The 22,364-nt window shown below is 56.2% G+C and carries 20 protein-coding genes and 2 pseudogenes; 5 read left to right on the forward strand and 17 right to left on the reverse strand.

All coding sequences use genetic code 11. The features are described from left to right. Positions 1 to 629: 629 nt before the first annotated feature. The 3 genes from tyrS to argH all read right to left on the reverse strand — a co-directional run bounded on the left by tyrS (position 630) and on the right by argH (position 5,796). On the reverse strand, positions 630 to 1,955 hold the full coding sequence (tyrS, locus tag ACYVJT_RS13985) for a tyrosine--tRNA ligase (protein ID WP_343957931.1): 1,326 nt from the start codon (positions 1,953 to 1,955) through the stop codon (positions 630 to 632). A 47-nt stretch (positions 1,956 to 2,002) separates the two neighbouring features. Further along, the gene (locus ACYVJT_RS13990) at positions 2,003 to 4,276 is read right to left on the reverse strand and encodes a HelD family protein (protein WP_343957933.1); all 2,274 of its coding nucleotides are present in this window, start codon (positions 4,274 to 4,276) and stop codon (positions 2,003 to 2,005) included. A 71-nt stretch (positions 4,277 to 4,347) separates the two neighbouring features. Next, entirely contained in the window at positions 4,348 to 5,796 is a 1,449-nt protein-coding gene (gene argH / locus ACYVJT_RS13995) for an argininosuccinate lyase (protein ID WP_343957935.1), read from the reverse strand. 156 nt (positions 5,797 to 5,952) lie between these two features. Between argH and ACYVJT_RS14000 the strand changes: the two genes are divergently transcribed. Together ACYVJT_RS14000 and ACYVJT_RS14005 are read left to right on the forward strand one after the other, a co-directional pair. Next, a complete protein-coding gene (locus tag ACYVJT_RS14000; RefSeq protein WP_343957937.1) occupies positions 5,953 to 6,405 on the forward strand; it encodes an ankyrin repeat domain-containing protein in 453 nt (150 codons plus the stop codon). Positions 6,406 to 6,469: 64 nt separating this feature from the next. Beyond that, positions 6,470 to 7,228 carry a LolA-like protein gene (locus ACYVJT_RS14005; protein ID WP_343957939.1) on the forward strand — a complete coding sequence of 253 codons (759 nt, stop codon included), beginning with the start codon at positions 6,470 to 6,472 and terminating at the stop codon, positions 7,226 to 7,228. A gap of 74 nt (positions 7,229 to 7,302) precedes the next feature. Here ACYVJT_RS14005 and ACYVJT_RS14010 read toward each other — a convergent pair whose 3' ends face one another. From ACYVJT_RS14010 to argC, 6 genes are read right to left on the reverse strand one after another with little or no spacing between them, the layout of a single operon-like run. Next, a complete protein-coding gene (locus ACYVJT_RS14010) occupies positions 7,303 to 7,812 on the reverse strand; it encodes an arginine repressor (protein WP_343957942.1) in 510 nt (169 codons plus the stop codon). 2 nt (positions 7,813 to 7,814) lie between these two features. Beyond that, positions 7,815 to 8,813: an ornithine carbamoyltransferase gene (argF, locus tag ACYVJT_RS14015; RefSeq protein WP_343957945.1), complete on the reverse strand. Its 999-nt coding sequence runs from the start codon at positions 8,811 to 8,813 to the stop codon at positions 7,815 to 7,817. 28 nt (positions 8,814 to 8,841) lie between these two features. Further along, the gene (locus ACYVJT_RS14020) at positions 8,842 to 10,101 is read right to left on the reverse strand and encodes an acetylornithine transaminase (protein WP_343957947.1); all 1,260 of its coding nucleotides are present in this window, start codon (positions 10,099 to 10,101) and stop codon (positions 8,842 to 8,844) included. 8 nt (positions 10,102 to 10,109) lie between these two features. After that, positions 10,110 to 11,018 carry an acetylglutamate kinase gene (gene argB / locus ACYVJT_RS14025; RefSeq protein ID WP_343957949.1) on the reverse strand — a complete coding sequence of 303 codons (909 nt, stop codon included), beginning with the start codon at positions 11,016 to 11,018 and terminating at the stop codon, positions 10,110 to 10,112. A gap of 9 nt (positions 11,019 to 11,027) precedes the next feature. Beyond that, positions 11,028 to 12,179, reverse strand: coding sequence for a bifunctional glutamate N-acetyltransferase/amino-acid acetyltransferase ArgJ (argJ, locus tag ACYVJT_RS14030; protein WP_343957951.1), 1,152 nt, complete (start codon positions 12,177 to 12,179; stop codon positions 11,028 to 11,030). Then, on the reverse strand, positions 12,176 to 13,207 hold the full coding sequence (argC, locus tag ACYVJT_RS14035) for an N-acetyl-gamma-glutamyl-phosphate reductase (protein ID WP_343957953.1): 1,032 nt from the start codon (positions 13,205 to 13,207) through the stop codon (positions 12,176 to 12,178). Before argC ends, argJ begins: the two co-directional genes overlap by 4 nt. 95 nt (positions 13,208 to 13,302) lie before the next feature. Here argC and ACYVJT_RS14040 point away from each other — a divergent pair, with 95 nt between their 5' ends. Beyond that, positions 13,303 to 14,298, forward strand: a complete 996-nt coding sequence (locus ACYVJT_RS14040; RefSeq protein WP_343957955.1) for a quinone oxidoreductase family protein — start codon at positions 13,303 to 13,305, stop codon at positions 14,296 to 14,298. A 60-nt stretch (positions 14,299 to 14,358) separates the two neighbouring features. After that, positions 14,359 to 14,543 (forward strand): annotated as a pseudogene (locus ACYVJT_RS14045) (IS5/IS1182 family transposase); the annotation flags it as partial. A gap of 1 nt (position 14,544) precedes the next feature. On the opposite strand, the gene ACYVJT_RS14050 reads toward ACYVJT_RS14045, so the two are convergent. The 4 genes from ACYVJT_RS14050 to arsB are packed head-to-tail and all read right to left on the reverse strand — an operon-like array spanning position 14,545 to position 16,946. Then, positions 14,545 to 15,102: a chromate transporter gene (locus ACYVJT_RS14050; protein WP_343957957.1), complete on the reverse strand. Its 558-nt coding sequence runs from the start codon at positions 15,100 to 15,102 to the stop codon at positions 14,545 to 14,547. Beyond that, on the reverse strand, positions 15,078 to 15,431 hold the full coding sequence (locus ACYVJT_RS14055; protein ID WP_343957959.1) for a chromate transporter: 354 nt from the start codon (positions 15,429 to 15,431) through the stop codon (positions 15,078 to 15,080). The genes ACYVJT_RS14050 and ACYVJT_RS14055 overlap by 25 nt, the downstream gene beginning before the upstream one ends. Beyond that, the gene (locus ACYVJT_RS14060; RefSeq protein ID WP_343957961.1) at positions 15,409 to 15,837 is read right to left on the reverse strand and encodes an arsenate reductase ArsC; all 429 of its coding nucleotides are present in this window, start codon (positions 15,835 to 15,837) and stop codon (positions 15,409 to 15,411) included. Before ACYVJT_RS14060 ends, ACYVJT_RS14055 begins: the two co-directional genes overlap by 23 nt. Further along, complete coding sequence (arsB, locus tag ACYVJT_RS14065) at positions 15,834 to 16,946, reverse strand: ACR3 family arsenite efflux transporter (RefSeq protein ID WP_343957963.1); 1,113 nt, start codon at positions 16,944 to 16,946, stop codon at positions 15,834 to 15,836. Before arsB ends, ACYVJT_RS14060 begins: the two co-directional genes overlap by 4 nt. Before the next feature lie 86 nt (positions 16,947 to 17,032). Between arsB and ACYVJT_RS14070 the strand changes: the two genes are divergently transcribed. Then, a complete protein-coding gene (locus ACYVJT_RS14070; RefSeq protein WP_343957965.1) occupies positions 17,033 to 17,389 on the forward strand; it encodes an ArsR/SmtB family transcription factor in 357 nt (118 codons plus the stop codon). Positions 17,390 to 17,625: 236 nt separating this feature from the next. Here ACYVJT_RS14070 and ACYVJT_RS14075 read toward each other — a convergent pair whose 3' ends face one another. The 4 genes and pseudogenes from ACYVJT_RS14075 to ACYVJT_RS14090 form a co-directional block, all read right to left on the reverse strand. Then, complete coding sequence (locus ACYVJT_RS14075; protein WP_343957967.1) at positions 17,626 to 17,772, reverse strand: hypothetical protein; 147 nt, start codon at positions 17,770 to 17,772, stop codon at positions 17,626 to 17,628. After that, a complete protein-coding gene (pheT, locus tag ACYVJT_RS14080) occupies positions 17,769 to 20,327 on the reverse strand; it encodes a phenylalanine--tRNA ligase subunit beta (protein ID WP_343957969.1) in 2,559 nt (852 codons plus the stop codon). The genes ACYVJT_RS14075 and pheT overlap by 4 nt, the downstream gene beginning before the upstream one ends. Before the next feature lie 7 nt (positions 20,328 to 20,334). Then, positions 20,335 to 21,396 (reverse strand): phenylalanine--tRNA ligase subunit alpha, encoded by a 1,062-nt coding sequence (pheS, locus tag ACYVJT_RS14085; RefSeq protein ID WP_343957971.1) that lies wholly within the window; start codon positions 21,394 to 21,396, stop codon positions 20,335 to 20,337. A gap of 121 nt (positions 21,397 to 21,517) precedes the next feature. Further along, positions 21,518 to 22,273, reverse strand: a pseudogene (locus ACYVJT_RS14090) (AMP-binding protein); the annotation flags it as partial. Positions 22,274 to 22,364: the final 91 nt, after the last annotated feature.

Below are 22,364 nucleotides of genomic sequence, written 5' to 3' on the forward strand. Positions count from 1 at the left end.
CACACCCACCAACAACCCCACAAACGCAGAGCCACCACCAGGCAGTGAAAACACACGATCCACAAACAAGCCATGAACCACACCAAACACAGTGCAGAACACAACACTAAACCAAAACAAAGAACAAAGTCAAACTCGCAAGTTGTGACATCAATCACAGCATTTATTGCTGGAAAAACTACAACGTAGTAGTTATGATTGAACTCAACGCAGCGAGAAGATTTGCGCTTCTCGTTAGTTTTCGTTTTCGATCAGGACCGAATCAACAGCTTAGCATGAAAGCTAATCACTTTGTCAACTCGATGAATACCTTCGTTTTCGAAGGCGGATTCTCACTATAACCTGAATTCGATCTGCTTTTCAAATCGCAGTATCTCCCAGTCAGAAGCGATATTCCACTTCATCCTCATCGGGATCGCTATATATTTTTTCTAAAAAGAACTTCTGTGTCTCAGCGCTTCCCGTCTCCGGTCTGCCCTGGGCACGAGAGATAACTATACACAGCTTCATTTCAAACGCAAAATCGGCGGATACGATGCGAAATCCTCTTGAGTTCCGCATGAATCCGCCGATCATGGATGATTTCTTCTGTTTTTGTCCGCCTCACAGCAGTTTTTGTGATGTAGTTCTCAAGATTTTGCTACGTCGAGGCTGATAAATCCAAGGTTGCGCCGCCCGCGACGAACAACAAAGTATTTGCTGTGAAGAGCATCTGCCGTGCTAAACGACTGCTCTGGGTCTTCAATCTTCGTGTTGTTCAAATATGCTCCGCCATCGTTCACTGTGCGACGGGCTGATGACTTCGACTTTTCGAGACCGGTTGCCACCAGCATGTCTACGATGGTGAACTCATCGCTCAGTGCATCCGGCTGTGCTGTTGGAAGTTCCGTTCCTGCTGCTTCGAGCGTCGGCGCGTCGATCGTCTCGAGCTCACCTCGTCCAAAGAGTGCGGCAGAGGCGTCGATAACTCGCTGAGTTTGATCTTCTCCGTGGACCAAGGAAGTCACTTCCCACGCCAGACGCCGTTGAGCTTCACGTCGGAATGGTTCGTCGGCAACTTTTTGTTCGTAGTCGGCAATGTCCTCGCGGGTCAGGAAGGTAAAGACTTTCAGCCGGTCGATCACATCGGCGTCGGCAGTATTCACCCAGAACTGGTAAAAGGTGTACGGAGAGCACATGTCTGCGTTGAGCCAGATAGCGTTGCCTTCAGATTTTCCGAATTTTGTGCCGTCCGCGTTGGTAATCAGTGGTGTGCCGAAGGCGTGCACATGCTCACCTTCGACTTTTCGGACCAGTTCCGTGCCAGATGTCAGATTGCCCCATTGGTCCGAGCCACCTGTCTGAAGCGTGACATTGTGCCGACGGTACAGCTCCATGAAGTCCATGCCCTGCAGGACTTGGTACGAAAACTCGGTGTAGGAGATACCCTCGTCAGATTCCAGACGTGAGGCTACGATTTCCTTGCCGATCATGGTGCCGACACGGTAGTGCTTACCTATATCGCGTAAGAAATCTAAAGCCGAAAGCCCACCGGTCCAGTCCAGGTTATTCACCATAGTGGCACCGTTCGCGCCTTCGAACGATAAGTAGTGTTCGATTTGTTCACGTAATGATGTCACCCAGCCGTCGACCGTATCTCGTGTGTTGAGACTGCGTTCAGAGGTCTGGCGCGGGTCACCAATTAGGCCGGTGGCACCACCGACTAAGGCTATTGGGTAATGTCCAGCGAGTTGCAGCCTGCGGAGCACCAGGAGTTGTACGAGGTGGCCCAGGTGCAAGGAAGCTGCTGTGGGGTCGAATCCACAGTAATAGTTTATTGGGTCCCCGGCTAAGGCTTGTTCCAACCTGGCGTCGTCGGTCGATACCTGCACGAGGCCTCGCCACTGCAATTCTTGCCAAATGTTCTCAAAGGAAGGATCGTTGGCTTGTCGACTCAAAAACTGTTCATTACTCACGCTGTTCAAATTACCAGCTTCTCTGCGCGCGGATGAAAGGTTTCGGCCTATATGTCGTCTAGCCCAGCTGGTAACTGGTCTTCCGTAGCCGTGGTGATCATCGTGAGTGTTTGGGTGGCCCGAGTCATGGCAACATAAAGGTCTCCGACCGCACCACCTGCTGCGGCCACGATGTGCTGCGGTTCGATGATTACGACGGCATCATATTCCAATCCCTTGGCCTGTTGCGCGGTAGCCAAGGCGACATCACGATGTCGACGTCGCCCAGTCCCGGTCCAGACCCGATCCGGATAGTGGCTGTTGAGGACTTGAGCCAGCTGCTGGGAATCCTGCTCGGTGCTGATGACGCCCACGAGCCCACCGGGTATGCGTTTCAGCTGTGTTTCAATAACTTGCAGCAGACTGTCATGCTGAGCCGTGGCATCGGTGTGGATGAGTTGCGGAGGAAACTCTCCTTGGCGTAAGGCCTTGGGGGTGGTTACTGGTCGGCCTGCTCGCTTCGCAACGGCTGCCGCAGCGTCTGTAATGCGCGCGGGGGTTCGATAGTTTACCGTCAGTTCCGACAGTCGCCAGTTTGTGCCGGCAAATGGTTCGAGGACTGTTCCCCAGTCCGTATTGGCATATGCGCCAGAGGCCTGAGCAAGATCTCCAACAATTGTGAAAGAACGCAACGGAGAGCGGCGAAACAACATGCGCCACTGCATATGGGTTAATTCTTGGGCTTCATCGACGATCACATGCCCATAGGTCCAGGTTCGATCCGCTCGGGCACGGTCAGCTACAGATCCCCAGGTTGTCTCTGGCTCTTGTGCAGCAGCAAGCATTTCGGCCGTGACTACGCCGTCGACACCAATATCTTCCAGGGTGTAATGCATGTTGTCGAGTGCAGCTTCTGCCGTGTCCAAGTTCCGCTGTTTCCAGGACTGCGTAGCTTCAGGGGCCTCGTCGACGAGATCACCGAGTGCTACGGCCGCCTCGTCAATCAGTGGAACATCCGACTCGGTAAAAGCATGACCTGGTGCGCGAAGGAGCAGCCGAATCTCGTCAGCCGACAGCATGGGCGCCGCGTCGACCAGATATTTGGGTTTTGACAACAACTCATCAATCATCCCGGTGGGGCTCAGTGGCATCCAACACATATTCAGCAGACGCCGGACGTCTGTGGCTTGGCGAATCTCTTGGCGCAAATACGACCGATCAGCTTTGTTCACGAGTCCGTCTTGCCGTTTGGGACTCACAATGTCGCGCAGTTGGTCGTATAACATGCGAACCATGTGATCGACGAACACTTCACGGGCCTGGTTATGCGGCCGCTCAGACTCGCGAGCATGACGAATCGCACGCCGGATCTGGCTAGGACGGACCCTGAGGTCGATGCCATCAACATGAACCCAGGTTGTTTCAGGGATCGAACGCTGCCGCAGACTCACTGCGTTTTCGACGACCTTTTGCATGATCGCGCGGCCCTTGATTTCAGCGATCTCCGGCTGAACTTCACCAACTGACACGATGCCGGGGTAGAGATTACCCACCGAACTCATCACAACACCGGTCTCCCCTAGTGAGGGCAGTACCTGGTCGATGTAGTTCATGAATGCTTCTGACGGGCCAACGAGTAGCACACCATTTTTGGCCAGTCGGTCGCGGTGGGTATAGAGCAGATACGCAGCTCTGTGGAGCGCCACCGCGGTTTTTCCTGTTCCCGGTCCGCCTTGAACAACGAGCACCCCGCGCATTTGGTCACGGATAATTGCGTCTTGTTCCTGCTGGATGGTCGCTACGATGTCGCCCATGACCCCGGTCCGTGGGGCACTGACCGCCGAAAGCAATGCTTGTGAGGCCTCGTGCTCGCCGGGGTTCAACACGTCGTCTTCGAATGATTCAACGGTCCGACCAGTCATCATGATGTGGCGACGACGCTCGACGCCACGAGGGTTCGCCGCGGTAGCTTGGTAGAACGATGCGGCCTCCGGTGCACGCCAATCGACTAACAGTCTGGTGCGTTGGTCATCAGAGAGCCCGATGCGGCCGATGTGACGGCTGGCATTGTCGTCGGTGTCCAAACGCCCAAAAACGAGTCTGTCATCTACCGCGTTGAGCTGGTTGATGCGATCTTGATAGAGGTTGGCGAATGAGTCTCGTTCTGACTGGTTCTGATAGGAACCCTGTAACCCCTGTGCTTGGATACGCGTCAGTTGCTCTTGTTTTTCAGCACGTAACCCGTCGAGGCGACCATAAAGCGTCGCCACGTAATCCCGTTCAGCGTTCAATTCCTCGTCGTACCGCGAGGTGTTATTGGTTGACCCTTGTTGGTCGGTCACCAAGGCTCCTTTACTGCTCGCACTCACATGCGAGCGATCGGCTCACTTCGACCCTCCAGTCTACTGGCGTATTAGCGCAAGCCAGTAGGATTTGTGGCCACAAACTCACGAAGTTCAGCCAACTGCCGTTTAAATTCTGCTAGCTGTTGTTGTACTGCCTCAGGCCCGGTACCACCCTGTGATGATCGCGAGTTCAGCGAGCCTTCGGTGGACAGCACGGTTCGTACCTCTGGGGTGAGGTGTTCAGAAATATTCGCGTATTCTTCGTCGGTTAGGTCCCAGAGCTCGACACCGCGATTTTCTGCTGCCTGGACGGCTTCACCTGCAAGTTCATGCGCACTGCGGAACGGAACCCCTTGTCGCACCAACCATTCGGCAATGTCGGTTGCGAGCGCGAATCCTTCGGGCGCCAATTCGGCCATACGTTCTGTGTTGAAAGTCAGCGTAGCGATTTGGCCAGCAAAAGCAGGCAATAACAGTTCCAATGTGTCGGCCGCATCAAAGACCGGTTCTTTGTCTTCCTGTAGGTCACGGTTATAGGCCAACGGAAGCGCTTTGAGCGTGGTCATCAACCCAGTGAAATCGCCCAGTAGACGACCAGACTTGCCGCGAGCCAGTTCGGCGATATCCGGGTTCTTTTTCTGGGGCATGATCGAGGAACCGGTGGAATACGCATCGTGCAGCGTGACGAATTTGACCTCTTTGGTGGCCCAGAAGATAATCTCTTCGGAAATTCGTGACAGGTTCACCCCGACCATTGAGGCAATCCAGGCAAACTCTGCAAAGACATCTCGGGATGCTGTGCCATCGATCGAGTTCCACACTGCATAGTCGAAGCCCAGATCGTGAGCCACTGGGACTGGATCCAATCCCAGCGAAGAACCTGCTAGCGCTCCTGAACCGTAGGGGCTTACCGCCGCGCGCCGATCCCAGTCGACAAACCGCTGTAGGTCGCGAACGAATGCCCATCCGTGAGCCAGCAAATGATGTGAGAGCAGGACGGGTTGAGCATGCTGCAAGTGCGTGCGACCCGGCATGGGGGCATAGGGGTGGGCTTCCGCCTGTGCGATGAGTGCATCAACGACTTCTAAGAGTCGTTCGGAGACGCTGCGAGCATGATCGCGTAGGAACATGCGACCCATCGTTGCGATCTGGTCATTGCGAGACCGTCCTGCGCGCAGTTTCCCGCCGAGCGCTTCTCCCGCTCTTTCGAGCAGTCCACGTTCCAGCGAACCGTGGACGTCTTCATCCGACTCAGCTGCCACGTAGGTCCCATCAAGTACGTCGCGTTCCAACTGGTCCAGGGCGGCCAGCATGTCAGTGAGCTCTGCATCGGTTAAAAGACCGGATCTGTTCAACACACGGGCGTGCGCACGTGACCCTGCGATATCGTAACTAGCCAAACGCCAGTCAAAGTCTGTGGATTTACTTAACGCCGCAAGTGCATCGGCGGGACCGTCCGAGAACCGTCCACCCCACAGCGAACCTTCGTTTGTCCCATGTGATTGACCATCAGACATATGTTGCAACCTCTTCCCTTCAATATTTCGTCGCTTCAAAACTACCAACAACTCTACGGTGCTGTTCCTCTGCAACCGCTCACAACACGTATGGTCAGCTGGAAGGCTTCTCTGACTCCTCGACCGGCAACCGGAGAAATTGTCTAAACTACGTATATGACTGACAACCACGCTGCAGACCAACCCGCTCTATCGGAGGAACAAATTGAGTTCCTCAATTCATTATTTGACTATGCCCGCGAAGGTAAAGTGTTAGCCTTGTCCTCTGCAATAGATCAGGGTATTCCGGTAAATCTCACCAATCACAATGGGGACACATTCCTCATTTTGGCAGCCTACCGAGAACAACCCGCGGTGGTAGATGCGCTCATTGAACGCGATGCCGATGTCAACGCGATGAATAATCGAGGACAGTCAGCCCTGACGAGCTCGATCTTCATGCAAAATGAGCAAATCTCTACAGCGCTGCTGAATGCAGGTGCGGATCCTGATCTCGGGTCGCAGTCAGCGCGTGCCACAATTACCGCCATGGGCCTGAAGAAGATGGGCGAATTTCTCGCGGCTTATGAAAATCATCCAGCAACCGATTCTCCCGAAGAAAACCAATAACGCATACCTGAATATGTCCAGCAGCCTCTGCTGTACATTGCACTTCACACCTTAGGAGCTTCCTTTGACCAAGACCATGTCGCGACCGACTCGCTGGCTCTCCGCTACAGGACTGGGCGTTGTAGCTGCCTGGACCCTTGCTGCTTGTGGTGGTGGACCACCAGAGCTCACAGAAATTTCTGAGAGCGCTCAACAATCCATGGACGAAGCGAATTCATTGACGTTCACCATGGAAGACCCAGATAACCTACTGGGCGAAGGCCTCTCATCAATGGAATATTCTGGCCAGTCGAACGAAACGAACTTCCGTATCGCGGTAGCAATGGAAGGCGCCAACATCGAAGTACTTGTCATCGATGAATCCACTGCCTACGCGAAGTACGAATTCGAGGATGAAGAAGCGGGTTCGCTGTTCGGGATGGGTGAAGATGCCGCAGGTCAGTGGATTGAAACTCCGGAGTCTGACCTCATGGGGGTCGACGAGGTGACCGCCCAATTCGACGAGATGTCCAACGGTGTGTTTAGTCTCATTGATAATCTCTCCGAAGAAGAATTGGAAGCCGTGGAAGTCGAAGAGACCGAACTCGATGGCCAACAAGTCTATAAATACGATGTGCCAGCCACAGGCCAAGTAGAAACTGAAGTCGCACCTGGCGCTGATACCGCGTCATTCTACTTTTCCCAAGAATCCAACGAGCTGCTCCAGCTGGATGCAAGTACCGAGGACGCTACCGCGGTCTTTACATTCTCTGACTATGACAGCGTTGAGCCGATCGAAGCGCCGCCAGAAGAAGAAATCGCTGACATCGACTGGGAATTCTAATAGCAAGCTTTTCGTAGGCGCAGACGAGAAATCTTGGTGCTCGGTTTTCCGAGCACCAAGATTTTTTAATACACCTATACTCGTGGATCTTGCTCTGCATATCCGATGAATTCAGCAGCGACCGCTGATCCGCCTTCAGGCAGTCGTGTGACCACCATGATCGAGTCGTCGCCGGCGATGGTGCCAAGCACGCTACCCAACCTCGCCTGGTCGATAGCAGCGGCCAAAAACTGTGCTGCCCCAGGCGGAGTGCGCAGCACCGCAATGTTCGCCGAGCCTTCGGCTGACAAAAGGAGCTCTCTACAGAGCGACGACAGCCTGCTATCGGCTGTATTCGAACTCTGAGCCGCGCTACCGTGCGATCGGCCCGGACCGTCGGTAGCAACATAGACCATGTGACCGTTGTCAGTACGAACACGTGTTGCGCCGATATCAACGAGATCACGAGATAACGTTCCTTGGGTGACCGAAACGCCGCGCTGTTCTAAGGCTTGTGCTAATTCGGCCTGTGACCGAATCTGTTCGACGCTCAACACAGTCCGAATCTCGTGTTGTCGGGCGGCCTTGGTCAGCGGAGTAGTCATGATTATTGTGCTTTTATTCGGGATGTTTCAGCCTGCGGTAGCGACAGTTCTGTCGGAATCTCGGCCAATCCTGAAGCATAGAGCAACCACGCGATCAGCGCCTTTTGCGCATGCAATCGATTCTCGGCTTCGTCAAAGACCTTCGACTGAGGGCCATCAATGACCTCAGCGGACACTTCGTAGTCCCGATATGCTGGCAGGCAGTGCAAAAAGATCGCGTCATCGGCTGCTTGCTGCATGGCCGCTGTATCGACCGAGTACTCTTTGAAGAGTTTGAGGCGCATCTCGGTTTCTTCTTCTTGCCCCATCGATATCCACGTGTCGGTCACAACAACGTCAGCGTTGGCAAGCGCCTGCGTTGCATCGGTGGTCACCAGAATGGATCCACCGGCCTCTTGGGCTCGCTGTTGCGCTGCAGCCACGATCTTCTCGTCTGGGAGGTACCCTTCAGGGCCTGCAATCCGGACGTGCATCCCCGCGGTAGCTCCACCCAGAAGATACGAATTTGCCATGTTGTTCGCGGCGTCTCCGAGGTAGGTCATCACCAGTCCGTGGGTTGAGCGCTTATGTTCACGCACCGTTTGCAGATCGGCCAACACTTGGCACGGGTGATAGTCATCGGTGAGTGCGTTAATGATGGGGATGACCGAGTGTTCGGCTAATTCTTCGATGCCTGACTGTGCATAAGTGCGCCAGATGACAACAGAGACCATACGTTCGAAGACTTTGGCGGAGTCGTAGATGGACTCCTTATGACCGAGCTGTGATTCGCCGGGATTAATAATCAGTGGATTGCCGCCCAGCTCTGTCAGTCCAGCAGCAAAGGAGATACGGGTTCGGGTTGAAGTCTTATCAAACATCACGATGCCGGTTTGTGGGCCGGCAAGAGGCTTGAAGTCGAAGCGGTGATCCTTCATGGTCGCGGCAAGGTCGAGCACTTCGGCTTGTTCTGCCGGCGTGAGATCCGTGTCTACCAAAAAGTGGCGTGGGGTGTTCGGCATATTGCCGCTCCTTGAGGGGTCCGGGTGGCTAGTTCGCGTCAGCTACCGCGTCGGCGATGATGTTCGGCAGGTCCCGAAGCAGTGGCTCGACCTGATCTTTTGTAATAATTAACGGCGGCGCCAAACGTAAGGTGAGCTCACCGGTGGCATTAATGATGTACCCATATTCCAAAGCTTTCGATACGACTTTGGGGGCAAGTCCGCCCTCTGGCAGTGACTGTCCCTGCTGTGCTAATGCTTCGGTATCCAGCTCGATCCCCTGCCATAATCCGTAGGCCCGCACCATTTTGATACCGGGCAGAGCTCGGAGACTGGTGGCAAGGTAGTCCCCAACTGCACTGACATTTTCTAACAGTCCGTCATGCTCGATGGTGTCGAGTACTGCCAAAGCGGTGGCTGTGGCCAATGGGTTTCCGCCAAAGGTGGTCCCGTGTTGGCCAGCAGTAAATAACTCCGAGACTTCACGGCCGAAGGTGAGTAGTGCACCGATTGGCATACCACCGCCAAGGCCTTTGGCCAAGGTCATCGCATCGGGCACAATCGGCTCATCTGAGCCCGTGATTGCGGGGTTTTGGAACGCAAACCATGTGCCGGTTCGACCAATACCAGACTGGATTTCGTCAAAGATCAGCAGGGCACCGTACTCGTCGCATGCCTGACGCACCTGTTGCAGATAACCGTCAGGAAAGTTCCTGACTCCAGCTTCACCCTGAACCGGCTCGATGATAACTGCTGCCACCGTGTCGTCCACTTCTGCGTCCAGCGCAGCAAAATCACCTGCCGCCACGAACGTGACCCCGCCCGGCAGTGGTTCAAAGGGCTCCCGATATTGTTGTTTCCATGTCAACGCAAGCGCGCCCATGGTACGACCGTGGAAGGCATTTTCCAGGGCAATGATCTTATGGCGCTTGCCGCCTGTGGAGTGGCCATAGCGACGCGCCAGTTTAAAAGCTGCTTCATTGGCTTCGGTCCCGGAGTTCGCGAAAAAACACGCGCCGTCAGCGGTACCTGCGAGCTCGGTGAGCCGTTCAGCGAGCGCCACCTGGGGCAGCGAGGTGAACAGATTGGAGATATGTCCCAACGTTGTCGCCTGTTGTGTCAGGGCTTCGACCAGTGCGGGGTGGGCGTGGCCCAGTGCGTTGACGGCGATCCCGGCGAGGAAATCGGTGTAGCGGTTCCCGTCGGCATCCCAAACATAGACGCCTTCGCCTTTCACTAAGGCCCGGGATGGGGTACCAAACATGTTGGTCATGGTCCGCTGGTAGCGGTCCAGTACATTCTGTGTCACGGAGGCTCCTATGGTGTGACTTGGGTGCCGACACCGGCAGTGGTAAAGATTTCGAGCAGCATCGAGTGTGCTTGGCGGCCATCAACGATGTGGGCCTGTGGGACGCCCGCTTCAACCGCACTGAGACAGGCTCGCATTTTGGGGATCATGCCGGATTGCAGCTCATCGAGCATGCCGCGCAATGCATCTGCGCTGATCGACGTTATTAACGACTCCGGGTCTGGCCAGTTGCCGTAGAGCCCCTCGACGTCGGTCAACACGACTAGCTTCGAGGCCCCGAGGGCGCCGGCTAATTCTGCCGCGGCGGTATCGGCGTTGACGTTGAGGACCTGACCGGTTGGCTGCCCTGTCTCCTCATCAAACTCTGGGGCAACCGATGACACGACGGGAATACGACCATTTTCGATCAGGTCGGTAATGGCACCGGTGTTGACATTCACAACGTCTCCGACAAGGCCGAGATCTACTGGCTCGCCGTTGACGACGTGTTGTGTGCGGTGCGCTTCAAATAAGTCGGCGTCTTCTCCCGACAACCCGACGGCATAGGTGCCGTGTGAGTTGATGAGCCCCACGAGTTGCCGTCCAACTTGGCCTGTCAGCACCATGCGCACGACTTCCATGGTTTCTTCGGTCGTCACTCGGAGTCCACCACGAAATTCGGATTCGATCTCGAGTCGGTCCAGCATGGTGTTGATCTGTGGCCCACCACCGTGGACTACCACCGGGTGGATGCCGCAGTGGTGGAGGAAGACCATGTCTTCGACGAAGGCTGCTCGGAGCTCATCGGAGATCATGGCGTTGCCACCGTATTTGATGACCATGGTGGTGCCGGCAAATTTTTGAATCCAAGGAAGTGCCTCGACGAGGACTGCAGCCTTTTCAGATGCTCCGGATATGTCGCGTGGTGTTGTTGTCATGTGGCTCTTCTACGAGGAGTATTCGGCATTTTCTCGGACGTAGTCGTAGGACAAATCATTGGTCCATACGGTGACTTCGTGTTCGCCGGCTTTGAGGTAGATATCGACAGTCACTTCCCGGTCGTCAAAACTCACGAGACTGCGATCTTCGCCAATACCGGCATTGCGGCAGACCATAACGTCGTTGACAGCGACATCGATGGTGGTTGGATCGAACACCGCGTCGGTAGTCCCCACCGCTGATATGATGCGGCCCCAGTTAGGATCCTTGCCGAACATTGCGGTTTTGAACAGGTTGGAACGGGTCACGGTCCGTGCCACGGTTTCCCCGTCTTGTTCGGATGCCGCACCGTGGACCGTGACCGCGATGTCTCGGGTGGAGCCTTCGGCATCGCCGATTATTTGACGAGCTAGCGAGGCACATACGTCACGAATGAGCTCTTGGACCTCGTCGTGATCCGGAGTCACACCGGACGCGCCCGATGCCATGAGGACCACGGTGTCATTGGTAGACATACAGCCATCGGAATCAGCGCGGTTGAAGGTCGTGCGAACCGCTTCGCTTAGGAGCTGCTGTGCCAGGGTTGCATCAACAACAGCGTCGGTGGTGATCACGGCAAGCATCGTGGCCATACCCGGAGCGATCATGCCTGCACCCTTGGTCATGCCCGCTACCGAGTACCCTTGGCCAGTACTTGCGGCAACCTTGTGCCGAGTATCCGTGGTCATAATGGCTTTGGCGGCATCTTCTGAGCCGTTGGTATCGAGGGCTGCAACTGCCCGTGGGATACCTGCCAGGACGCTGTCCATCGGAAGGCGTTCACCAATGAGTCCGGTTGAACACACTTGGACGTCTTGTGCGTCGATATTCAGGGCCTGGGCGGTGTGGCCCGCCATGGCTGCGGCATCGTCATCTCCGGGAGTGCCCGTGCACGCATTCGCACCGCCCGCATTGAGAATAACGGCTTTGGCTTGACCATTTTCCAGAGCTGCTTGAGACCAGCGCACCGGTGCAGCGGAAATGCGGTTGGTGGTAAACACTCCGGCAGCGTCGAATCGTGGCCCGTTATTGACGATCAGCGCGAGGTCGAGTCCACCAGAACTCTTGATGTCGGCTGCAACACCCGATGCGGTAAAACCTGCTGGTTGCGTGACACTCACGGCGCGACTCCTTGTCCGGTGAGACCGGTTTCTTCAGCTAGTCCAAGGGCAATGTTCATCGATTGCACCGCACCACCAGCGGTACCTTTTGTGAGGTTGTCAACGGCAGCCACAACAACGACACGACCAGCGGTTTCATCTACAGCCACTTGCATGACGACGTGGTTGGAACCCAGCACCGATTTGGTGGAGGGCCACTGGCCTTCTGGCAGCAGATGGACGAACTGCTCCTGCGCATAGGCGTTTTCCCATGCAGCACGAATGTTAGCAACAGACAAACCGGGCTTAAATTTCGCGGTGGCGGTGGTCAGAATGCCGCGAGGCATGGGAGCCAGGGTTGGAGTAAATGACAGGCTCACATCTCGACCGGCCGCCCAGGACAATCCCTGGACTATTTCCGGGGTGTGGCGGTGTGTGCCACCCACACCATATGGACTCATACTTCCCATCGCCTCGGAGCCCAGCAAATGTGGTTTCAATGCTTTTCCGGCACCCGAAGTACCAGAAGCCGCAACAATGACAATATCGTCTGCTTCCAATACGCCGTCGGTGAAGCCCGGCGCAAGTCCCAGCAGAGAACCGGTCGGGTAACAGCCCGGCACGGCAATACGTTTCGCCCCGACCAATTCTTCTCGGCGACCCGGAAGCTCTGGGAGACCATACGGCCAGGTCCCAGCATGCGGCGAATCATAAAATTTCTCCCACATGGGGGTCGATTCCAAGCGATGATCAGCACCGGCATCGATGACCAGCGTGTCATCAGAAAGTTCTGCAGCAATCTCTGCAGACGCGCCGTGTGGCAACGCCAAGAACACCACGTCGTGGCCTCGCAAGACTTCGACGTCAGTAGGCTCGAGGACGCGATCGGCCAGCGTATGCAGATGCGGTTGGAGGCTGCCAAGTGTTTGGCCAGCATTGGAATGGGCGGTAATTGAACCAATTTCTACTTCCGGGTGCGAGGTCAACAACCGTAGGACCTCACCGCCGGCGTAGCCACTGGCTCCTGAAACAGCTACACGAAGAGTCATGAACCCACCCTAACACTAAAATATGCAGTACGTGTAATAATTATGCAGTGGTGGAACTCTGGTGATGCAAGCACCTGGAATGTAGCGTAGCAACCATGACTCAAACTCCTGTTGAACTTCCTGAAATGATGCAAGCTGCGGTGGTTACCGAAGCTGGTGGCCCTGAGAATTTCCAGTGGCGTGAAGTACCTGTCCCACTGCCCTCTGCCAACCAGGTCTTGATTGAGACCGCGGCAACTGGGCTGAATTTTATTGAAACGTATCAGCGTTCCGGGCTTTATGATGTGCCCTACCCTTTCATCCCCGGCTCTGAGGCCTCGGGAACCGTGGTGGCTGTTGGTGACCAGGTCGGCAATGTGACGGTTGGTGATCGTGTCGCGACAGCTTCCGGTGCCGAGACGTACGCCCAGTTTTTTGTCGCCCCCGCTGACAAGCTGTTGCCGGTACCTGACACGCTCGATCTCGTTGAAGCGGCTGCTGTCCCACTGCAAGGTATGACGGCCCATTATCTGTGTCGTTCCACCTACGAGGTTTCTGCAGGAGACAACGTATTCTTGACCGCCGGTGCGGGCGGCGTTGGCCAGTTGTTGACGCAGATGTGTAAGCATCTTGGAGCAAATGTGTACACGGTGGTCTCGACCGATGAAAAACGCAAAATTGCCGAGGCTGCCGGTGCGCATGGTGTCTTTTCCTATGACGACTTCGGCGACAAGCTTCACGAAGTCACCGATGGTGTAGGCGTCGACGTGGCCTACGACGCGGTGGGCGCTGACACCTTTGATACGTCATTAGCATCGGTTCGTGTTCGCGGCATGATTGTGTTGTTCGGTGCCGCGTCCGGACCGGTGCCGCCGTTTGATCTGCAGCGACTCAACGCCGAAGGCGCCCTCTTCACGACCCGTCCAAGTTTGGCGCACTACACGCGCACGGGAGACGAAGTAGCCTGGCGTGCACAAGAGATCTTCGGGTGGCTATCCGAAGGTGCACTGCAGCTCAGTGTTGATCAGCGTTACGACCTGGCAGATGCTGCGGACGCCCATCGGGCGTTGGAAGCCCGTAAGACGACGGGCAAAACTGTGCTGGTGCCATAGCTGTAACTGTTAACTTCATTTGGCGGGATTTTGCAGCTTCGATTTTCGGTCTCGCCTGAAGTTGTGGAACGCACCAGTGCTGGCGCACCCAAGGCTTCAAGAAACTCCTGATCAACACGGAACGTCGGTACCAGGTCAATGATGCCTTCATCGCGTTAGCCAACGCGATCATCATTATCCGCCGACTCGTACGCGAAGCTTGGACAACCCACCGCTGGGACAATCGACCCGCACGAAAACCCTAACCTATTGGCACACGTTCCAATGGCCCGGGTACCGCGTATGCGGCCCCGTACCCCGCAAGGAACTGATCTTGGCTGACCATTCCAGAACCGCAGGTTCCGCTTGCAATATCGGTGAGGCCACGTGCCCGCCGTCAAATACCAGGGCCCCGGCGCGATAAATCGCATCGGTCAGGCTCACCCACGGGTTCTCTATGACGACTGTAAGCACCGGCAACCCGATCAACAGTGCTGCGAATAGTCCAGCTCTCATAACGCCCACACGTTTGGAGATCGCCACCTTCAACGGTGCAGCCTGTGCGCCCATTAGTTTGCAACACCATACAATGCCGGCGATGACCCCGAATCCAATGGCGATAAGTTGTCCCAGATTCCCAAGAAGTAACAACACCAGTGCCACCGCAGCGATCCCAATGAGGAAGCGCCTTAGATCAGGGGTCAGCACCTTGGCCATCCCCCAGACTGCGTGAGCGACCACCGCAACGGCCACTGCTTTCAAGCAAATAACTAGCCCTTGCTCCACGGGACCGTCCAGATTCACTGCACCGATGGCAAACAACACCAGCAACAGCGCCGAAGGCGACCCAGGTATCCGTCCCGAAGCAGCCCTAAAGCAAAATCAACCTGGCTCGAGGCAGGGCCCGGCAAGAACTGACGTAGCGCTACCAATTGCCCGTAGTGCTCTTCGGTAATCGACCGCCGCCGCGATACGAGCTCCTCCCGAAAATACCCCAGATGCCCCACGGGTCCCCCAAGCGAGGTGACCCTCAGTTTAAGAAAAATGCGAAAAATTCTGCCGGTCCCGTCTTGGTCATAACGTCCTTTACCTATTGAAACACCTGAAACTCCTTCTACGACCGTTTCAACTTCACGATGTTGTTCCTTGTGCATCCGAGGTGAGCTCCGCAATCAACCGGGTGACGCGGCACTTAATATCGTCGCGGATGCCGCGGACGACGTCGAGGGGTTGTCCTGCGGGGTCGTCTAGGTCCCAGTCTTCATAGCGTTTGCCCGGATAAATCGGGCACACGTCCCCGCACCCCATGGTGATGACCACATCAGAGACTTGCACCGTCTCGGGGGTCAACACCTGCGGGGTGGCCGCAGTGATATCAATGCCCTCTTCGGCCATGGCGGCCACTGCCATCGGGTTGAGCTGATCAGCCGGGGCTGATCCGGCGGAGTGGACGTCAATGCGACCGCGACTGACCTGCCGGAGGTATCCGGCAGCCATTTGGGAACGGCCCGCGTTGTGGACGCATACAAATAACACGCTGGGGTGGGCTGGGGAGGTCATGAGATGACTTTCTGTGTCGTAGGAACAGGGACGGTAGGATCGTTGGGGAACAGTCGGCGGCCCAACCACAGGGCCACATAGACCAGACCAACCAACACCGGGACTTCAATCAGGGGGCCGACGACCCCGGCCAGGGCCTGGCCGGAGGTGATGCCAAAAGTACCAATGGCCACGGCAATGGCCAGTTCGAAGTTATTGCCCGAGGCGGTAAACGCCACCGAGGTTGATTTGGCATAGTTCAAGCCCACCATTTTGGAGGCGAAGAAACTGACCAGAAACATCAACACGAAATAGATCAACAAGGGCACCGCGATCCGGGCCACGTCCCAGGGTTGGGAAGTGATGGCCTCACCCTGCATGGCAAACAGCAACACGATGGTAAACAGCAGTCCGTAGAGCGACCAGGGGCCGATCTTGGGCAAAAACTTGTCCTCATACCAGGCGCGGCCCTTGGCTTTTTCGCCATAGGTTCGCGTCAAAAACCCGGCCAGCAGTGGGACGCCCAAAAATACCAGCACCGACGTCACGATGGCTCCCAGGGAAAACTGCGCCGAGGTCGTTTCTAGTCCCAGCCAGGACGGTAGGGCTTGTAAATAGAACCAGCCCAACGCACCATAGGCGATGAGCTGAAACACCGAGTTAATCGCCACGAGCACGGCGGCGGCTTCGCGGTCCCCGCAGGCCATGTCATTCCAGATAAACACCATCGCGATACACCGAACCAACCCGACAATGATCAACCCGGTCCGAAACTCGGGCAGATCGGGCAAAAACACCCAGGCCAGGATGAACATAAACGCCGGGCCGACCACCCAGTTCAACACCAGCGACAAGATCAGCAGTTTCCGATCCCCGGTAACCCGGTGCGTTTCGTCATACCGGACCTTGGCCAACACCGGATACATCATCACCAGCAGGCCAATAGCGATCGGCAGCGAAATGCCACCAATACTCAGCGAATCCAACATGGTGTTCAGCCCCGGCACAAAACGGCCCAACGCCAGGCCCACACCCATAGCCAGCAAAATCCAGACGGCTAACCATCGGTCCACAAAGGACAGTTTCTGCACGACCGGAGCAGTATCCGGCACGTTGACGGCGGTAGTCACAATTCCAGCATCCTCATATTGATGGTTGTCTATCGATGACACACATTAGCCTGCCATATCGATAAACGTCAATGTATGCTGGAGGCATGACCGCGACCGAAAATGCACCAGAACGTCTCCTCTCGCCCACAAGTGGATGCTGCTCGCTACATGGCAGCCCCCTCGACACGGCGACCGCGGACCGGATGGCAGCCAAACTCAAAGCCCTCTCCGATCCCACCCGGCTGCGCATCCTCTCTCATGTGGCGGCCCAGGGTTGTGAATCTGTGTGTGCGTGTGATCTCATCGACGTGCTGGATGTTAGCCAGCCCACGATCAGCCACCACCTGAAAAGACTCGTCGAGGCAGGACTGCTCACCCGGGAACAACGCCGTAAATGGGCCTATTACACCATCATCCAGGCCGCCTTTACCGAACTGCGCGACTTCCTCAACCTCACCTAGCCACAGCCAGCCCGCGTATCAAACCGGTGCGTTTGGGTAGCAACACTGGAAGGATTTGGATGCGATCTCGGCATCGCCCCTATGCATTTCGGTCGGCAAGCGGCCATATGAACCTGCGCAAAACCGCTAAACGGAATTAATAGATACAGCCATAGCACCCACACGCGCGAGACGACTGCACCCGATGTAGCCACGATGATCGTGGCTACATCGGGTGCAATGTTTTATGGCGTGTTTTAGAACAGCGAAAGCACGGTTGTACCAACCATGCCAACGACGACCAGCAGTGCAATCACTGTGGTAGCCGCTTGTCGCCGTCGACGTTTCGAGTTGTCGCGTGGGTGGTCTGGCACCGGGTCGCGCAATTCCCAGGGTGGTGTCACCGTAGTACAGCTCCGTGTTCCGCCTCCGCAGCGCTGATGGCTGACATCCGCGCTTCAGAGGCTTCATCTGCGGTTAGTGTTCGATCATCCGCACGGAAGCGCAGGTTGAACGCCAATGATTTCTTGCCGTCTTCAACTCCGCTACCCGTGTACACGTCGAACAGACCAATATGTTCAAGTAACGCACCGGCGGCTTGCTGCAATGTTTGTTGTACGTCTCCTGCAGGAATAGTGTCTTCCACCACCAGTGCAACGTCCTGATACGTAGCAGGATAACTGACGACCGGCGCTGCTTCAACAACAGCCGGAGCGGCCGCAATCAGCGCACCAAGGTCGAGTTCCATCGCGACGGTGCGTTGCGGAAGATCCCACTCATCGACCAATTTCGGTAGCAGCTCGCCGGCATATCCGATGACGTGGCTCTCCACCACAAGCTCCGCGGTGCGACCGGGATGGAATGCGTGGTGCGTTGCCTGACGAATACTAAGTTCGGCTCCAACGACATCGGCGATATCGAGGGCTGCGCCAATGGGATCCTGCCAGTCATAGATACGGGGAACGTGCCCTGGCCCGGCAGCCGAGTCGTGGCCAGCAAAGACGGCAGCGATTCGGTGCGGCTGCTGTGGGATGCCGGCTTGGAGCTCCTCGAGTACCGCATCAGCGGGACGTTGGCCAAGAGGTGGCATCTCGACGGAACCGGTGCGTTCTCCGGGGAGAAAGACGAGACCAGATTCGTAGAGGGCCACATCACGGAATCCGCGTGAGACGTTGCGACGCAGGGTTTCCAACAAACCAGGCAGAATGGTGGTGCGTAGCCAACCGTATTCAGCCGAGATCGGGTTCGCCAATTTGACCATCCGTTGTACTTCCGCAGCGGTTTCGTCGGCTGCACCGAACGTCTTATTCTGCGCTACTGAAACGAAGGGGTAGGACAGTGTCTCGACCAGTCCGGCACCGGCGAGCGCATTCGAGACCTGGCGTCGTAGTCTCTGAGATGCGGTGAGCCCGCGTCCCGGTGGTGGGATGGGCAGTGTCGCGGGTATATATGAATAGCCCACAAGACGGGCGACTTCCTCCACGAGGTCTTCGGGAATTTCGAGATCGGTCCGCCAGGATGGTGGAGTGACGATAAAGATCGTGGTGCCATCGGTTTGATCGCGCTGCTGCATGACGTCTGCACCCAGCGCCTGCAATACTTCTTCGATCTGGTCTTCGGTATAGTCATAGCCGACCAGTTTGGCGGGATAATCCGCCCGGAGTCGAACCGTGGCGGCTTGTGGCTGCTCCCCTACGTCGGTAACCCCGTCGTCAATCGTTCCACCGGCTAGCTCCACGAGCAGTTCTGCTGCGCGTTGAGCTGCGGTATCAGCTATGTTCCAATCGACCCCGCGGGTGTTGCGCTTGGATGCCTCCGATGGCAACCGGTGGCGACGTTGGGTGCGCGAGATGGAGACGGTATCGAAGTTAGCAGCCTCGATCAGGATTGACGTGGTCTCGTCGCTCACTTCGGTTGCAAGGCCACCCATAACGCCGGCCATTCCGATGGCGCCGGTGTCATCGGCGATGACGAGATCTTCGGCATGCAGACTACGTTGCTTACCGTCTAGGGTTTCGAGTGTTTCATTGTCGTTGGCTCGACGCACGACAATCCCACCGGTCAATTTTTCGGCGTCGTAGAAGTGTAGTGGCTGACCCAGTTCCAGCATCACATAGTTGGAAATATCCACGGGCAAGCTCAACGGGCGGATCCCAGCAAGACGCAGTCGCGCCGACATCCAAAACGGTGTGGCCGCGGCTGGGTCAAGCCCATCCACGCGACGCGCTACGAATCGTGTGGCACCGGGAGCCCCGTGGATGGGTGCTGCATCTGACAGTCGCACAGGCCAGCCGTTGGCATTCGGCTCGGGGGCCTCCATAGCATCGGCTGGATCAGTGGTCTCGGTGCCTGTCGCATGGCCGTATTCACGGGCAACGCCGCGCAGCGACAAAACGTAACTGCGGTCCGGAGTGACGTTAATTTCTGCTGCCTCGTCATCAAGATGCAACAGCTCAAGCACATCGCTACCAAGTTCCGAGTCAAGGCCCCATTCAGACAGGACCACAATCCCGTCATGTCCCTCCCCCAGTCCGAGCTCGGCTGCCGAGGCAATCATGCCGGCAGAAGTGTGCCCGTAGGTTTTGCGTGCAGAGATAGCAAAATTGCCGGGCAGCACGGCCCCCGGCAGCGCGACAATGACTTTATCGCCGACATCGAAGTTATGGGCGCCACACACCACACCTTGCACCCCGGATGGGTCAATACCCTTGCCTTCAAGTGTTTGGGTTTGGCCATCGGGGACGACCTGGACTTGAGTCCAGTTGATAGTTTTGCCGTTGGAATGTGTCTCGGCGCTCTTTTCTAACACTTTGCCCACAACGATGGGGCCGGTGAGTTCAAAGCGGTGGACGTCTTCTTCTTCGAGACCGACTTTGACCAGGTCTGCCATGAGTTCTTCGGCAGTGGTTTGTGCTGGCAACTGCGTATATTCACGCAGCCAAGATAATGGGATACGCATGCTGGGACTAAATCTCCATTCCAAATTGCGTTGAGAAACGCACGTCGCCTTCAATCATGTCGTGCATATCGGTGACACCGTTGCGGAACATCAGTGTGCGTTCCACACCCATGCCGAACGCAAACCCGGAGTACACATTCGGGTCGATGCCTGCGGCTCGTAGGACTTGTGGGTGCACCATACCGCAGCCGCCCCACTCGACCCATTGGGGCCCACCTTTAGCATTGGGGTACCACACATCTAGTTCGGCCGACGGCTCGGTGAACGGGAAAAAGTTTGGACGTAGTCGAATGCGAGCATCTGCGCCAAACATTGAGGTCGCGAAGTACTCTAGCGTGCCGCGCAAGTCCGCCATCGTCAGCCCTTTATCCACGGCTAAGCCTTCCAACTGGTGGAACACGGGAGTGTGAGTGGCGTCTAGTTCATCGGTACGGAAGGTTTTACCCGGTACCAAAATATACGTCGGCGCGCCGCGCTCTAGCATGGCACGAATCTGTACCGGAGAGGTGTGAGTCCGCAGCAACAGGTGGGAATTTGCGGGTTCCACAAAGAAGGTGTCCTGCATTTCACGTGCAGGATGATCCGGTGCGAAGTTCAGCGCATCAAAGTTATACCACTCCGATTCGAGTTCGGGGCCTTCGGCGATTTCCCACCCCATGCCAACGAAAATATCGGAGGCTCGTTCTTGAAGCAGTTCTAACGGATGGCGGGCGCCATGGCGACGGCGACGAACTGCTGTGGTCACATCGACGGTCTCTTCGACGAGCATCCGTGCCTCATGTTCGGCAGTCAGCTGGGCTTCACGTGCGGCAAGCGCCTTCCCCATTTTTCCTCGGGCTTGTCCCATGCGTTTTCCGGCATCAGCTTTTTGTTCTTTCGGCAGTTTTCCGATGAGTCGATTCGCAAGGGTCAATGGTGCATTATCACCGGTATGCGCGATGCGGGCGGTTTTGAGTGCATCAAGAGAATCCGCTGCGTCAAAAGCTGCCAGGGCGGCTTCAACAGCCTGCTCTACGGCCGCGTCATCGACCGGTGAAATCTCCGGTGGGAGATCTGAAGTATCCGTCATAGGAGGTACACGCCTTTAGTTCTAAAACCAAGAGTTCATAACGATGGGGTCGAAACTGTTTAGTTTCGACCCCATCTAGTCTAAGACGTCAGTACTTCACCGAAGAACTATTGCCCCTGTACTACACGCTGGCTGCCCGATAATCATCGATCACATCACCTTGTTCCAGCAGTTCAACAGAGGTTTCACGCATTTCAACTTTGCGCACCTTTCCAGTGACGGTGGTGGGAAATTCCTCGACGACGTGCACGTAGCGCGGGATTTTAAATTTCGCGAGCGAACCGAGCGCGAATTCCCGCAGGGCTTCGGCAGTAAGTTTTTCTGCGCCCTTACGCAATTGGACCCAGGCCATGAGTTCTTCACCGTATCGCTCATCTGGTACCCCGATCACCTGGGCATCGAGAATATCCGGGTGGGTATACAGAAATTCTTCAATCTCACGTGGGTAAATATTTTCACCACCACGGATGACCATGTCTTTCATTCGACCGGTCACCTGAACATAGCCGTTGTCATCCATGCGTGCTACATCTCCGGTGCGCATCCAGCCGTCGTCACCGAGCACTTCGGCCGTTTTTTCGTCTTGATCCCAATACCCCTGCATCACGAGGTAGCCGCGTGTGCAAAGTTCTCCCGCACTGCCTATTGGTAGTGTTTCCCCGGTTGCGGGGTCGGTGATTTTAATCTCGGCGTGTGGACTTGGCCGACCAACCGTTGAGACCCGAAGACTCAGGTCATCATCCGGTCGTGTCTGCATGGAGACCGGCGACGTTTCTGTCATGCCGTAGCAGATCGTGACGTCTTCCATATTCATCGTGTCAATCACTTTGCGCATGACTTCATCCGGGCACGGCGAGCCGGCCATAATACCGGCTCTTCCGGTTTAAGGGTGGGGTTGGTGGTCTAGGCCGCCTGCGATCAGCAACATTCTGAGTCGGTAGTTGTGGGGGTTTCGGAAGCCGCGGGCC

This window comes from Yaniella soli (assembly GCF_054782375.1).